General features: G+C 48.5%; 12 protein-coding genes. 11 read left to right on the forward strand and 1 reads right to left on the reverse strand.

Annotation, left to right across the window (positions count from 1 at the left end):
- Positions 1-14 precede the first annotated feature (14 nt).
- The 11 genes from Q0Y46_RS11425 (at position 15) to Q0Y46_RS11475 (ending at position 14,543) form a co-directional block, all read left to right on the forward strand.
- Positions 15-1,757 (forward strand): NPCBM/NEW2 domain-containing protein, encoded by a 1,743-nt coding sequence (locus Q0Y46_RS11425; protein WP_295680919.1) that lies wholly within the window; start codon positions 15-17, stop codon positions 1,755-1,757.
- 9 nt (positions 1,758-1,766) lie between these two features.
- A complete protein-coding gene (locus Q0Y46_RS11430) occupies positions 1,767-3,347 on the forward strand; it encodes a glycosyltransferase family 39 protein (RefSeq protein ID WP_297947486.1) in 1,581 nt (526 codons plus the stop codon).
- Positions 3,348-3,392: 45 nt separating this feature from the next.
- The gene (locus tag Q0Y46_RS11435; protein WP_297947488.1) at positions 3,393-4,343 is read left to right on the forward strand and encodes a hypothetical protein; all 951 of its coding nucleotides are present in this window, start codon (positions 3,393-3,395) and stop codon (positions 4,341-4,343) included.
- A gap of 107 nt (positions 4,344-4,450) precedes the next feature.
- The gene (locus Q0Y46_RS11440; RefSeq protein WP_297947490.1) at positions 4,451-5,242 is read left to right on the forward strand and encodes a hypothetical protein; all 792 of its coding nucleotides are present in this window, start codon (positions 4,451-4,453) and stop codon (positions 5,240-5,242) included.
- A 137-nt stretch (positions 5,243-5,379) separates the two neighbouring features.
- Complete coding sequence (locus tag Q0Y46_RS11445; protein ID WP_297947492.1) at positions 5,380-8,694, forward strand: hypothetical protein; 3,315 nt, start codon at positions 5,380-5,382, stop codon at positions 8,692-8,694.
- On the forward strand, positions 8,691-9,569 hold the full coding sequence (locus Q0Y46_RS11450) for a hypothetical protein (protein WP_297947494.1): 879 nt from the start codon (positions 8,691-8,693) through the stop codon (positions 9,567-9,569). The genes Q0Y46_RS11445 and Q0Y46_RS11450 overlap by 4 nt, the downstream gene beginning before the upstream one ends.
- 188 nt (positions 9,570-9,757) lie before the next feature.
- The gene (locus Q0Y46_RS11455; protein ID WP_290956243.1) at positions 9,758-10,588 is read left to right on the forward strand and encodes a TIGR02147 family protein; all 831 of its coding nucleotides are present in this window, start codon (positions 9,758-9,760) and stop codon (positions 10,586-10,588) included.
- Complete coding sequence (locus Q0Y46_RS11460; protein ID WP_297947496.1) at positions 10,581-11,783, forward strand: hypothetical protein; 1,203 nt, start codon at positions 10,581-10,583, stop codon at positions 11,781-11,783. Before Q0Y46_RS11455 ends, Q0Y46_RS11460 begins: the two co-directional genes overlap by 8 nt.
- A 122-nt stretch (positions 11,784-11,905) precedes the next feature.
- The gene (locus tag Q0Y46_RS11465; RefSeq protein WP_297947498.1) at positions 11,906-12,640 is read left to right on the forward strand and encodes a tetratricopeptide repeat protein; all 735 of its coding nucleotides are present in this window, start codon (positions 11,906-11,908) and stop codon (positions 12,638-12,640) included.
- Entirely contained in the window at positions 12,637-13,392 is a 756-nt protein-coding gene (locus tag Q0Y46_RS11470; protein ID WP_297947500.1) for a hypothetical protein, read from the forward strand. Before Q0Y46_RS11465 ends, Q0Y46_RS11470 begins: the two co-directional genes overlap by 4 nt.
- Positions 13,393-13,421: 29 nt before the next feature.
- The gene (locus Q0Y46_RS11475; protein ID WP_297947502.1) at positions 13,422-14,543 is read left to right on the forward strand and encodes a hypothetical protein; all 1,122 of its coding nucleotides are present in this window, start codon (positions 13,422-13,424) and stop codon (positions 14,541-14,543) included.
- Here Q0Y46_RS11475 and Q0Y46_RS11480 read toward each other — a convergent pair.
- Positions 14,544-15,091, reverse strand: a 548-nt coding sequence (locus Q0Y46_RS11480; protein WP_297947504.1) for a VWA domain-containing protein, incomplete at its 5' end; no start/stop codon positions are given. It abuts the gene before it with no gap.

Raw genomic sequence — 15,091 nt, forward strand, 5'->3', positions numbered from 1 at the left:
ATATATTTGGAATTATGAGAAAATCTACGAATTTGAGAACGTTTGTCCTTTGGGGCATTATTTGTGTTATTGCGAATTTATTTTGCACACTTTCGGCTCCTTACGACGGCGATCAGAGTTATTGGGTAGGGTGGGTCCAGTCATTGATTGACGGGGGCTTCGGGAATTTCCTGGGCAATTATCCTCCGCTTTATGTTTTTTGGCTGTGGGTCGTCGCGCAAATCCATTCGATTTTTGGAATCGTTGTCGCGAAGACTTTCCTCCTCAAGTTCCTTTGCCTGTGGCCGGTGTATTTTGCGCACCTGTTCTTGGTTGATTTTTCTTGCCGCATCGTGGACCGCTACAATCTCCCGCGTTGGCAGCAGAATCTCTTAATCGCCTGTGTCGCGTTGAACCCCGCCATTTTGCTCGGTGGCCCGATGTGGGGGCAGGTGGACCTTGTCCCTGTGGTGCTTGCGCTCTCGTCGCTGTATTGCATCTATTTCCGCCGTACGACCATGCTTGCGGCTCCGCTGTACGTTTTGTCGCTGCTCGCGAAGTTCCAGATGATTTTGTTCCTGCCGGTGTTCGGTGGACTCTTCATCAAGAATTGGCGCCGTTCCTGGAAGGGCCTGCCGTTTGCTGTCGTGGCGGTGGCGCTTGTCTTCTTGCCGTTTTTCTTGAGCGATAACCTTGCGGGCATGCTACAGCGCGCCTATGTCGACACAACTTCGCAGTACCCGTTCTCTACATACAATGCCGCGAATCTATGGATGCTCACGGTGGGGAACGTCTCGCCCGATGCGACTCCGTTCTTCGGGTTGTCTAAAAAGGGTCTGTTCTTCTGGCTCTGCCCCTCTTATGTGGGCAAGGCGCTGTTTGTCCTTTTCTCCATCTTCACGCTTATCGCTGCTGTCCGTTGCAAGTCTCTGCGCCGTGTGTTTGAACTGGCCACGTGGAATGCTGCCGCGTTCTTCGTCTTGCTGCCGGGCATGCACGAACGCTACATCTTGTACGCTATTCCCGTAGCGGTCATCTGGTTCGTGTTGGATTGGCGCCGCTCCCTTGTGTGGGTGATGCTTTTGACGGCGGTCGCCTCGTGCAACGTGAGCATCTTGTGCGATGGGTTCCATGGTGGTAGTGCCTGGACTTGGCTTTCGGTGCTTTCTGTATTGACGATGGCGGGAGGCATTGCCTACCTTCTTATGCCGAAGGCGTTCGCGAAGCTTTGCTCTCTTGTCTCAAGGCTCAATATACCGCGCTTTGTGCCTTATTGTTTCCTTGGGGTGTGCCTGCTGGTGGATGTGTCTTTCCATATTCATATACTTAGCCCTGTCAAGGTGCAACAGAAAGATGACGAGATAATCTTGAGTGGTTTCAAGTTCAATAGTTTCCGGCAGGAATATCTGGTGCCCATGATGAACAAATCCGTAGATAACGCGCCGCTTAAGGTTGGTGGCAGGCAGTACAAATACGGAATAGGTACTCATGCGCCGTCGAGTATTGTCTACATCTTGCCAGCCGATGCCGATTCCTTCTTTGTGTCTGTTGGTGTTGATGACGAAGTTTTTGATTTTGGCGAGGTCGTCTTCCGTATTTACGGTGATGAAAATCTCCTTTGGCAGAGTGGTATTGTAAGGGGGAGTGCGAGAGCTCCTGTGTCTACTGCGGTATCGCTTGAAGGTTACAAGATTCTCCGGTTAGAGACGGATCCGTTTGGCCCTGATTCTTACGACCATGCGGACTGGCTGTCACCTATTGTCAAGTTGAAAAAGTAGGCCGTGCCTGTGAAATTGCGTATTGCCGATGTCGCCCGCCTTGTACAGAAGGTCCCCGTAGAGATCTATTTGTTTTGGCTGTTCCTTGCCGTGGGCGTGTTCGCGCGCTGTTTCATGTTCACGGGTGTTCCCGCCGACATCAACCAGGACGAAGCCTTTGCCGGTTATAACGCTTACACGCTCTTGACAACGGCGCGGGATTCCTTCGGGTTCCGCATGCCTGTGTACCTTACCGCTTGGGGTTCTGGCATGAACGCGCTCGAGTCTTACCTGATGGTGCCCTTTGTGGCACTTTTCGGCCTCAAGGTTTGGGTCATCCGCTTGCCCATGCTGTTGGCCGGCATCTTCTCGTTGGTGGCTATATATAAACTTGTGAAAATGTACGTGGGCGCCCGCCAGGCGCTTGCCGTGCTGTTCGTGCTCGCCATCGCTCCGTGGCACATTATGCTGTCGCGCTGGGGGCTGGAATCGAATCTTGCTCCCGCTTTTGTGCTGTTCGGGATTTACTTTTTTGCAAAGGGTGTCGACCGCCCGAAATTCCTGGTGCTCTCGGCCCTGTTCTACGGGCTCTCGCTTTACGCCTACGCGACAATCTGGGCCGTTGTCCCGTTCATGATTCTTTTGCAGGTGGCTTACCTGTTCTGGATTCGCAAGTTGCGCAACTGCCGCTACACCTGGATTGCCCTTGCCGTCCTTTTGGTGCTTGGCGTTCCGCTGCTGCTGTTCATGCTGGTGAACCAGGGCCGCATGGATGCCATTTCGCTCCCGTTCCTGAGCGTCCCCAAGTTGCTGTATTTCCGCGATAGCGAAATCTCGTTCGAGAAAATCCCGGAGAATATCGGCAACCTCTTTAGCATTCTCACGCTGCAAAGCGATGGCCTGCCGTGGAACTTTACGGAGAAATTCGGGATCTTCTACCCCATATCCATCCCGTTCTTCTTTGTGGGGTTCTTGTGGAGTATCGAGGGCGCTTGGAAGGGGCTCAGGGCCCGCATTGCGACGCTTGACTTTTTCATGCTCGTATGGCTTGCCGCCGGTTTTGCCATCGGCATCCTCATCAACGTGAATATCAACCGCGTGAACCTGCTCTTTATCCCGATGCTCGTGATGATTGCGCGTGGGCTTTACGTTGTGTTTAATTATTTGAACCCGAAGGCCCTTGTGATACCCTTCGCCGTGTATGCGTGCATGTTCGTCTCGTTTGAGAACCACTACTTTACCGATTACCGGAACAGCATTGCCTGGAATTTCTGCCGCGGAATCGAAGACGCCATGACATTCGTGGAAACCGAGCTGAAAGACGCTTCCGTCGTGAACGTGGAACGTGGCGTGAGCTGGCCGCGCGTCCTCTTCTTTGCGAAGCCGGAACTCAGCGATTTCTTGCAGACTGTGGGCTACACGAACTACCCTGCCGCCTTCCTCGATGCTTCCCGTTTCGGGCGCTACCACTTTTACTTTGACAAGAACCGCGTAGACGGCTCGTCGGTCTATCTCCTGAACAACGATTCCGACTCCCGCTATGCCCTGGAAAACGCCGGCTACGAAATCCGCGAATTTGAGCACTATCTGGTTGGTTATCCGAAAAAATAGGCCATTGACTTGCAAACAGCATTTCTTTTGTAAAATTGCTTTCTTATGCCGTTCCTGAAAAAAAGACCTTGGATTGCTATAGCGCTGGTAGTAGCGTGTATTTGCATGTGGGGGTGTGGGCTTTTGGACGATGAGGAACGGTTTGTCGTGGATAAAAATCGCACGAATGGATATCTCGTTGCCATTATAGATGATTCTTTGGCGGTTATGGAGAATTTGCGAGGATGGGAACTTTGGGATGATGATTGTAATTCTTGGGAATACTGCGATAAGGGAACGATGAATCCGGGCTTATTCCTGGTGAACTATAGAAAAAAGCAGAGCCCTTTATGGGGTGACACTGTTGAGGGTCGTATAAGTATTGTTTATGGTTATTATCATGACTCGTCGGCTATGTTTTCCAATGCCGATGATGAATTCGGTTTTTGGCGAATTGGCGAGAAACCTAGAGTTGTTCGGAAATGGAATTGTGAGGCTCCGTGTGAGTGCAATTGCGGAAAATATGGGCGTCCGTGGATTGGTGGGAATGTATTGCTGAAGATGGAATTAAGAGAATGCCCTGTTGCTGTTTTAGACACGGCTACTGGAATTGTGAAGAAATTAGAATTTACAGGGGAATATGCTTGGTTGGAAGGTTGCGATGACATTACGTATGTTGATGGGGATGTTGTGTGCTTGAAGGCGCTGTATGATGAGAAAAGGTATGGAGTTTATGAATATGGCAAGGATGGTTTAATGGACTCTTTGATTTGGAATGACGCCAACTGGTCTATATATACTAAAAATGTTTTAGAAATACGGGGAAATATGTTTACGATAAAGCATCCAACCAAGATGATTGATGGTAAACCTAATCCCCTAAACGGAACTTTTATTCATTATTTGAAACCATTGGGAACGCCTGTTTTACCTGTACGTATGGAATACAATAATTTCGTAGACTCAACAGGATTTTCTGTTGGCTATTCATTTGAGGATTTGATAGTAACAAAGTAACTAAAGGGAATCCTATACCCAATATTCAACTTAACAAGGCTATTGCTTTTTATCCCTGTTTGGGGTTATATTTATAAAATGGTTGGTCGGATAAGCGTGGGTGGAATATGAAAAGATTCGCTTTAGCATTTTTTGTTTGCTTTTGCCTGGCGATGCAGCTCCATGCACAGGAATGTGAAGTGGTCAGTTATGGACATTTAGATATCACATATCCGGCGACAAGAATAAATTTACTTGATGATAATCATTTGGATATGGCCAAAATGCCGTTACTTGAACCGACGGTAGAAAATTTTAGCAACTTGAGTTCGGTTTACTGGGCTTATCAAACACGGTTAGATTCAACGGTCATGATTTTTGTGGCTGAGGACTGTCTTACATTCTTCAAATTCTGTGGTTCACAAATAGAATGTGATAGCTTGGAAAAGCGTTTTCTCGTGGAGGATGTTGTTGCTGATGAATTTATGCGGCTTCAAGAAGCGGGAGTGTTTCGCGGTCCCGCTTCGGAGGCGGATTCCGTGATTCATCATATTCTTGAAAAAATGTCAGGTATTCGACCGTCTGGGTTGGCCTCGGTAAGCTATAACATGTTTAGAAAGAATGAAGATACGGCAGAAATATTTCTTACAAGTGGAAAATACTGTACTTACGATTGGATAGCTCCTCGTCCGTATTTATGCAGCCTTGTCGACTCGGTGCGTCAGTGTGGCCCTTCGTTTCGGGAACAATATCCGCTGTCCTTGAAATCTCCCGTGCCGCAGGTTCCTATACAGGGAATGCAGTTCCGTGCGTTCGACCTGAACGGCAACCTGATCCGTAGCGGCGAATGGCGCGAAGAGTATGTTGACAAATTTCGCCCGCCGATAATCGTGCAATTTGTAAAAATTCGCCATTTTTAAAATTGTAACGAATTATGTAATTATTTTGACAACATAAAGTTGTTGTTTTTTTGATATGGCCATGTTATATTCAAATTAGTCTGTTGATAAATTGGAGTAAAAAAATAGACAGACAACCTGTATCCAAGGAGAATTGAATGAAAAAAGGCCTTTTTGTCTTGTTCATTTTGGCTTGTATGGCATGGTCCAGCGAGTCTATTCGCGTAGAAGTAAAGGACGAACAACCTACTAACGTTCAAATGTTGGGATTGCGACTGCGAATTATCAACAATTCGGGCCAGCAATACAACGGGATTCAGGTCAAGTATTATTTGAAAAAGCAGGCGACAGACAATCTTGTGATAGAGCCTTACTATATGGGCAATCTGTCCGTGCAATTAGAAGAATTTGACAATACAACGGCTGTACTGAAAGTCAACGTTCCCGTTCTCGGTACAGGGAGTACCCCTGATGCGACCGGTATTAGTGTTGGAATCCGTCGTTCGGGTTGGGGGTCTATCCATAAAGAAAACATGTCTGGGTGTCCTGGCGCTGACTTTGCAGAAGCGGCAAGCTATGGCGTGTATTCGGGAGATAACCTGATTGCGGGTAACCTACCGTCAGAAGGGGCACTGAAACTCCGATTTATCGGTTTGCGGCCCGAAACGGCAGATTCTGCATCTCCTTGGGTTCAACTTCAGAACTATGGCGATTCTGCGGTTTCTTTGAACGGGGTGAAAATCAAGGATGCTTCCGGTAATTTACATTCTCTGGATAGTTTGACGTTGGCCGCCAAGGCGACATTGCGCGTTTGCAATGGTTCTGTTTCAAATTGCGTTCAAGATAGCGTCGTAAAGAGCATTTCGGGACTGTCTTTCGGGAAAGTGGGCGAATTCGTCCTGTATCGAAATTCCGTGCCCATAGATTACGTTGCTTGGGGTGCCCGGGGCAATTATGCAGATTCTCTTGAAATCGAGAACAAGGTGATTGATCCGAATAGATTCTTTAAAACTTCGGAAGATCCCGTTTTTGGGCCTGTTTCCATCTATCGCAAGGGTGATTTTTTCCGAACGGTCATCAAGGACGGAACCGATTCTATTGTCAGCTGGAATAAATTCCGCAAAAATATGGCAAGAATGCCGCTTACGCAGTTGCCTTATGCCGATCCATCCATGCTTGCGTATGGCGCCGAAGTGTTCAAACGCAACGGAGAAGAAACGATGCTTGCTTGGGTTCCTGTCGCTGGAGCTAAGTCATACGAGGTCGTCGTTTTGAATGCAAACGATCAAAGTGAGGTGCTTCATGAGGTTACAGACAAAACGCATTATTCTGTGCTGCTTGCAGAAGGGGAGTATTTGTGGATCGTGATTCCCCAAATGTTTGGTGTAGCGGAATATGGACAGGGGCATACATACGAAAACCTCAATATTTCTTATGATGATTATAAGTCTTTTAAAGTGTTTGCACTGAGTGATTCTCATCATACAGCTCACGATTTGAATGTTGAACCACTTGCGGCAAGAAAGGACTCATATCTGCTTGACCTTAAGTGGGGCGAACGTAGTATTGAAGCGGAGTGGGATAAGCCTCACAATACTACGGGATATGTGGATCAATTCGGTAACCGTCGTTTTACGGATCCAAAACACTATGATTTCGATGCGGAAGAAAGTTGGCGGTGCTGGGCTGTTGCGACTGCAGAATTGAACCATTATTATGAAGGAACCCTGACGCAGGATGAGATAATATTTCATCTTAAGGGGACAGGTGCTTTTTCTGACCCTATTCTAGATGCTTTCCCGCATGGTTCAGAGGGAAGCGGCGATCCATGGGACGTCCTCTCTTGGGCTTTGGAATCACCAAATGTTTTTGTGTATGATTGGCGTTTCTTTTTAAATGATGATATAATGACAGCTGCTTTGGAAAATCGCTATCCTGTTATTCTTTGGGAAGGCAACCATATCATGCTGGTTGATGCAGACATGGTAATTGATGGAGCTGCTTATGGTGTAGAGGGAAATATTCACATTTATCGATTCCATAATATTGATAATAATGGAACTATAGTATGGAAACCAATCTATCTAAGCAATCTTAATAGAGCCTTTGTTGTTGCGAAACCAATTGGAGAAAAAGCTAGAATGTCGGAGGTTTATGACGATGCAGATGGTAACCACGTCATGAGCTTTAACGAAATTTATGATGCGGATGGAGATACTCTTCTTGATTTTGACGAATACTATCGGTTTGAAACATATCAATTTGATTCTAACTATGATATGGATAATGATGGGAAATTTGATTATGAAGAATACCGCCAGTTTGCTACAGCCAAGAGGGACTTAAATGCTGATTATGATAAAGATGGCATTAAGGATAAAACAGAAATTATGTCTTACACGATTCGGGAACCATATCCGGAATCGGAGACTGGATTGCTGGATGGCGAATATGGTGTAAAGACAGAATTTTATACGGATATTGATGGTGATGGATTACGAGCAGAGAAGGACATTGATTCCGATGGTGACGGAAAAAATGACGGAGATGAAGATGTAAACGCTAATGGTATAAAAGACGATGGCGAAACAGATGTTTATATCAAGGACAACAATCAGGGTGTGTCATCAATAACGCTTTATGCTTTGTCTGAATTAAATTACAACGACGGAGTCGAATGTTATAATGATAAAACGGAAACGCAATATTGTAATGTTGCCGCCGCTGCGGTTGCGTTAAATGGAGAATACTCTGCTAAAGTGGGTGCCCGTTCAACTGTTGGCGATATATATTCAAAGGGCAAAGTCATCCTTCGGAGTAATACCCGTGTGAAGGGGAATGTCGTCCTTGCGGAGCCGTCTAATATAGATGACATTTATTTGCAAAATGGTACAACCATCGATGGTGAAATTACAAGTTTGCCGTTAACGCAATGGGAAGACAAGTATCTGCCGAGAAATTATGATTTAGAGGATTTCTCTGTTCCTTCCAATCATGAATTGATTGTTCGAAATAACGAAACGGCAGTGTTAAATCCCGGCTCCTATTCTTTTGTGAAAGTTGAAGCTGGTGGAACGCTCATTATTCCGTCTGGAACGATTTATATCGGCTCTATACAATTGGATCCTCGGTCGTGTGTCATGTTTACCATGCCAGGCCAGGAGACCACGATACATGTAAAAGGTAATTTCTCATGGAGAGCAACGACACTTAATGGATCTGCGGAATACGCCTCTATTGCCAAGGGCTTTAAATTAGTCCTACATGCTTCTGGGAAAAGATTGTATATTGATAATGTGATGGCAGGGAATATTGTTGCTCCGTACTCGGAAGTGGTTATAGCTCAGTCGAAAAAGTTGTTCTATGGAATGATTTTTGCAGACAAAATCTCTGTACACCAATATGCCAAAATATACCATGTTGATTTTGATCCAATCCAAAACAGCCTTGTTGTAAGCATGGGTGGGATATGAAAAAGATTGCCTTAGCACTCATTGTGTGGTTATGTACGTCAATTCAATTGTACGCACAGGAGTGCGAGGTCATTTCTCGCGGAGTTCTTGCCATAAGCTATCCGGTGACGCAGATAAATCTCTTCGATGAATTTCGGTTGGATTTGTCGAAGTTGCCGTTGCTTGACCCTTCCGTGAAAAATTTCAGTTCGGATTCCGTTTATAGGGCCTATATAGCGCCTTCGGATTCGACGGTTATGATTTTTCTTGTTGAAGACCAGGTGACGTTCTTCAAATTTTGTTCATCGAAAAAAGAATGCGATAGCCTGGTTCGGGAACTCTATATAGGTAGCTTGATTGTTGAAGAATTCCATCGACTGCAATCGGCAGGGGTTCTCCCGGGATCTGCAACAGAAGCGGACTCAATGATTCGTCATGTTATCGATGTGATGGAAAATAGAGAAAGTTTATATGCTACGGACTCTTTATTAAAGTCATTAGGAGATACTCTCAATTTGGGTTTAGATACTATTTCGATTTCTTTATCCAATGGCGTTTACAACGAAGGAAAGGCTGGAGATAAAGCTTCATTTTATGTTTCTGCTGCTTCTTTTTGTAATTATCGTAGGAATGGACTCTCCTTCAATTTCTGCGGCCTTGTTGACTCGGTGCGTCAATGCCCCGAATTATTCCAGGAAGAAGCTCCGCTGTCCTTGAAATCTCCCGTGCCGCAGGTCCCTATACAGGGAATGTATTTCCGTGCGTTCGACCTGAACGGCAACCTGATCCGTAGCGGCAAATGGCGCGAGGAGTATGCCGACGAATTCCGCACGCCGACAATCGTGCGATTTGAAAATGGGCTTGCCGTGCCACTGCCCCGCAAGAAAGTTCACTAATCAAAATGCCTCGGTCCAGTCAATTTCTTGACTGGATCTTTTTTTGTTTTTTTGACGATGTTTGCATATGCCACGGCTTGTGTTATATGCGTATTAATTTTTATGATTTCTGTAAAATCTTTTGATTTTAGCCAAAAATCGTTGATTTTGTGTTTTGAAAGAGATATATTGTTGTCGAGGTCAAACCTATGAAAGCAATATACGAATATCTTGATTACAGGCGGTACATGCAGGAGTTCTACGAAGAACGCAAGCGCTGTTCCGCCTTCTCGTGGAGGGAATTCTCGCATTTGGCGGGGTTCTCTTCGTCGAATTACATGAAGTTGGTGTGCGATGGGAAAACCCGCCTTTCCAAGGTGGGCGTGGAACGTGTCGCTATGGCAATGGAACTCGAAGGGAGCGCCAAGGAATACTTTGCCCAGATGGTCGTGTTCGCCGATTCCGGTGACGAGGCAAAAAAGAATGCCGCGTTGAAGAGAATGCGCGAACTTGCGAAGGAAAACAAGGTGCGTACGCTGTCGGCGGATGCCTACGCCTACTTTAGCGAATGGTACAACCCGGTGCTGCGAGAACTCGCTCCCATGAATCCCGGCGCGAAACCGATGGAACTGTCCAAGCTCTGCTACCCGGAAATCAGCGCGACCGAAATCCGGAAGACTCTCGATTTTCTGATCCAGATGGGGTTGCTCAAGAAACACGACGAATACCATTACGAGCAGACCGAGAAGGTTGTGATGGGCGTCGCGGGAATGGTGCCCCCGGCCATGCGCCCCATGCACAGGCAGATGGCCAAGTTGGCGATGGACGCGATAGATAACGTCCCTGTCGAAGACCGCAGCTTCGCGGGTGCCACTATGGGGATTTCTCGCGATACGTACCGCCGTATTGCGTGCGAGGCGGAAAAGTTCAGACAGAAGGTCGTCGCCATCGCGAGTGAAGACAAACACGGTGAACAGGTTTACAGGTTGAATTTACAATTGTTTCCGCTGACAAGGCGGCAGGAGGAAAATCATGGATAAGAAGAAATATATAGGAATCGTTTTCTCGCTGGCCTTGTTCGCGGCATGTTCTTCGGAAGAGGGTGCCGGCGTGACGACGGAACCGGCTGGCGATCTTGACACTAGACTGTCTGTTTTGCCCCAGGAACCTTCTGCAGGACAAAAAGCCATCATGGATAGCATCCTCAAGACTATGGAATCTGGTGGCGGCGGAACCGTGGAAACCGAGAATGTGGTAAGGTTAGATTCAGGTATAGTGGAAATTGATGACCCGTCCGTTCAAATTCCTGTGCCGCAAACAGCCCATGATTTCGAGACTTCGGGCGAAGTTTATTATAGCCGGCAGGGATGCAACGTTACTTATTATGAAGCGGAATCTGGCACCCAGATGCTCTTTACCGGAACTAGCGCGGACTACATGGAAACCAGTCTTTTGTTGACAAAGGACGAGGTCTTGATAGAAAAGGTTGAAAATACCTATTGGTTTGAAGAAGACAAAATAGATTGCGAAGCGGACCTTACGGCGTTCCGGCAGCGTTGTGAATCGTTGTATGGCGTATTCAGGGATTATAAAGATGGAACCGGTTGTAATGACTTTAGGAACCTCCGGGTCGCCTGCGCTGTGCCACTGTTCGGTCTGGCCATTACCCCGGAAGTGCTGACGCATGAGGCGGATTACTACTATAAGGCGCGGTGCGATTCCTTGGTGGTGGCGGAGGGCCCGCAGTGCTCCATTGTATGCACGAATCCGTTGGAGAACATTTCTTCGAAAGACACGGTCGCTAATCCGTTTGACAATATGGAGTGCAAGAGGATTTGCCTCGATATGGAAGGTGAAGAAGAGAACTTCAATGTGCAAGGCGATGATGACGACCCGTATGACGGGCAAGGTGGTGTAACCATGTCTTCTGCATCGATGCCTTTCCCTGTGACTTCGGCCGCGATGCCTGAGGCCATGAGCTCTGCCTCTGTGGATGGGACAATGAGTTCCACGTCGATGCAATCATGCTACACTGCTTGCGAAAATAGCTTGAATGGTAAGTGCTATACGATTTGTCCGGACATGGACGGCGAAAACGAGCACTTCAATGTGCAAGACGATGATGACGAACCGTTCGACGGGCAAGGTGGTGTAACCATGTCTTCGGCGTCGATGCCTTTCCCCGTGACTTCGGCCGCGATGCCCGAGGCCATGAGCTCAGCATCAATGCCGTAACAAGGAAAACCTCTATAAAATGGGAAAATAAGTCCGCCCGCCCGGCGGACTTTCTTGTTTTTTGCAACCTAGATTTTGTATATTCTCCGTGTAAAAAAAGATATTACCTGATAGGGTCATTGATGCGATTATTTGTACTACTTGTATGTCTGCTGTCGGTGTGCCTGTGGGCGCGCCCGATTAATGACGGCAATAAATTGTTCAAGAACGGCGACTACGCCGGTGCGCTTGAAAAGTACATGAAGGCCCGTGAGGCTGAACCCGCGAACCCGCTTTTGTTCTACAATATTGGTACGTGCCAGTACAGGCTCGGCAATTACGAAGAGGCCAAGAAGGAACTCGAGAGTGCCGTGCGCATGCCCGACAAGAAGATGGCCGCGAAGGCCGCCTACAACTTGGCGAACACGCATTTCCGCATGGGTGAGAAGGCCGCCGAGGGCAGTGAACGCATTGCCGCGTGGCGCGAGTCGGTCGCTTACCTCAAGAAAGCGATTGACCTCGATAACGGTTTCGAGAACGCGAAGAAGAACGTGGAAATTGTGCAGCGCAAGCTGAAAGAAGAACTCGACAAGCAGAAAGAAAACAAGGACCAGAATCAGGACAATAACGACCAGAAACAGCCGCCGCTTTCCGAGAAGGCGAAGGAAGTTTTGGCGCGTGCGCTCCAGCTCTGCAAAGACGGCAAGTATGCCGAAGGCAAGGAGATGCTCGAGAACCTGATTGCCGAAGACGAGACCGCTGGCCAGCTGAGCGGCCACGTGCAGCGCATCGACGACGTCATCGAAATCAAGGCCGGCCGCAAGCCCAAGGCCAAGATTGACGCGAGCAACACCGACAACGACCTGGAGGTGATATGATGCGTTTGATTAGACGAAAGACGAAAGACGAAAGACGAAAGAATGTTTATGGTAAGGTCACTGAGCTTGCCGAAGTGACCGTTGGTAAGTCTTTGCTTGCTCTTTTAACGGTTTTGCTATTGTCCGCAGCGGCCTTTGCGGCGCCGAAGTCGGCGAGTGCCTACTACGGCGATGCCGCCTTCCAGTACATTGAGAATCGTTTGCCCTCTGCCGAAATCACCTGCAACGAGGGCCTGCAATACTATCCGAACGACCAGAAGCTGCAAATGCTCCTCGACCGAATCAAAGAGGCCAAGGACGAGCAGAAGAACGAAAACAAGAAGAACGACAAGAACCAGGATAACAACCAGGACCAGAATCAAGATCAGAACCAGGATCAGAATCAGGACCAGGATAAGGACAAGCAGAACCAGGACCAAAACCAGGATCAGCAGGACCAGAATCAGGGAGAAAGTTCTTCAAGCGGAAGTGATGACCAGAACCAGAATGGTGAAGGCCAGAACGGTGAATCAAGCAGCAGCCAGGGCGAAAGCTCCGACAGCAACGGCGGTCAGCAGCCAGAGCCGCAGCAACCCGAAGAAGGCTCAAGCGACAGCCAAGGTGGCGAGGAACCCCAGGAACAGCCCGTGCAGATGGGCGAGATGAGCCCCGAAGAAGCGGCTCAGCTCCTGAAGGATTTCGACGAGCAGAACGGCGAACGCAAACCCTGGAAACCCTTGCGCGGCCAAGCAAGACCCGCGAAGGATTGGTAATTTTTTCCAAATAATATATATTCAAGGACATGAGACTTCATGTTCTTGTTTTTTTATGTGTGCTTTCGATTACTGGTCTTGTCGCCTGTGGAGACGATTCTAGTTCCGGTGCAGATCCGTCGACTTTGTCCTCTTCTGATGCCCTGATATCTTCGGCGGAAAAGTCTTCGAGTTCCGAGGGTGCGTCTTCTGCAAGGAGTTCCTCGACGAAGGCTTCTTCTAGCAGTGTTTCTGATGTGCCTAATTCTAGTGCCGCTCCTGCTTCAAGTTCTGTGGGCAGTTCTTCTGCGGATGCGCCGAAAAGTGTCTCGAGTTCCGAGGGTGCCCCAAGTAGTTCTTCTGATGTTCCGGGCAGCAGTGTCAATCCGGTTTCCAGTTCCAGCGTAGCTCCGGCTTCTTCCGATGACGACGATGGCGATGACGGTAAGTGTACGGACTGCGACAGCTATACGGCTGCCGACCCTACGCTCACGGAGAAGGGCGGCAAGGGTTCTGTGACGACTTATGGGAGCGTCACTGCAAAAGAAACCAGTTTGGGTGGCGCATGCAACTACGGACAAACTAACATTCAGTATTATGCGGCAATACACGTGAATGTTTCTCCAGGTGATGCTAAGGGCCCGTGGAATGGCGGTGCGGCCTGTGGCGGCTGCGTGCGTGTGAAGGCGAAGACTCCTGATGGCTGGAAGCGCGTGACGGTGCGCATTACCGACCGTTGCCCCGATGCGAATTGTGGTGTTGACTTAGGGGGCGCTCCGGCGGCCGACATCATGGGCAATTCTGTGGGCCGTTACTACGGTGAATGGGAATTCGTGAGTTGCGAAGGCGTCGAGGGCGTGTGGGGCGATTCTACGTCGCTCTGGGTCAAGGAGGGCGCGAGCACGTTCTGGAGCATTGTCCAGGTGCGGAACCCGAAAGACATGGTGAATTCCATTACGATTTACGAAGCGGATGCCGGCAAATCTTATACGCTAGAGATGGTTGTGGGCACGGAGAATTTCTGGACGGTTCCACCGGAAATCTTGCAGACGGACAATCGCTACCGTGTTGTGGTCAAGTACCGCACGGGCGATGACGATGAGTGGCATATCAAAGGCTCAGACTTGGCTGTGCCCGAAGCGAACCTGTACTTGTACGAGCACAGGGAGTAATTACATTCTTGCGGCGCGAGCGCGGCGGCGGAAGTGCTCGATGAGCGGGGCGACAGTTTCTTTGAAGTCGTCGTGAGTCTCGATACGCACAAAGTCAATCGACATGCGCTGGAAGAGTTCCTTGGTCGCTTTGCCTTGACGCTTGGCTTCGCGGGCGAATGCTTCGCGGAAAGCTGCATCGCCAGTGTCGATGAGGAGCGTTTCGCCGGTTTCGGGGTCTTCGAGTTCTACGAGGCCTGCGGGCGGGAGTTCCATTTCACGCGGGTCCACGACGGACACGGCGAGAACGTCATGGCGCTTGCGCAAAATCTTGAATGCGTTTTCGAAACCTTCATCCAAGAAATCGCTCATTACAACGACGACTGCCTTGCGGTTCAAAATCTTGCCGGCATATTCCAAGGCGACTTGCGTATTGGTGCCGTGGTGTTGCGGCTTGAAGTAGAGAATTTCGCGGATGAGGCGCAACACGTGCTTGCGGCCTTTCTCGGGCGGGATGAAAAGTTCGACTTGGTCGGTGTAAATGAGGAGGCCGACCTTGTCGTTGTTCT

This window comes from uncultured Fibrobacter sp., from assembly GCF_947305105.1.
In the GTDB taxonomy this organism is placed as follows: domain Bacteria; phylum Fibrobacterota; class Fibrobacteria; order Fibrobacterales; family Fibrobacteraceae; genus Fibrobacter.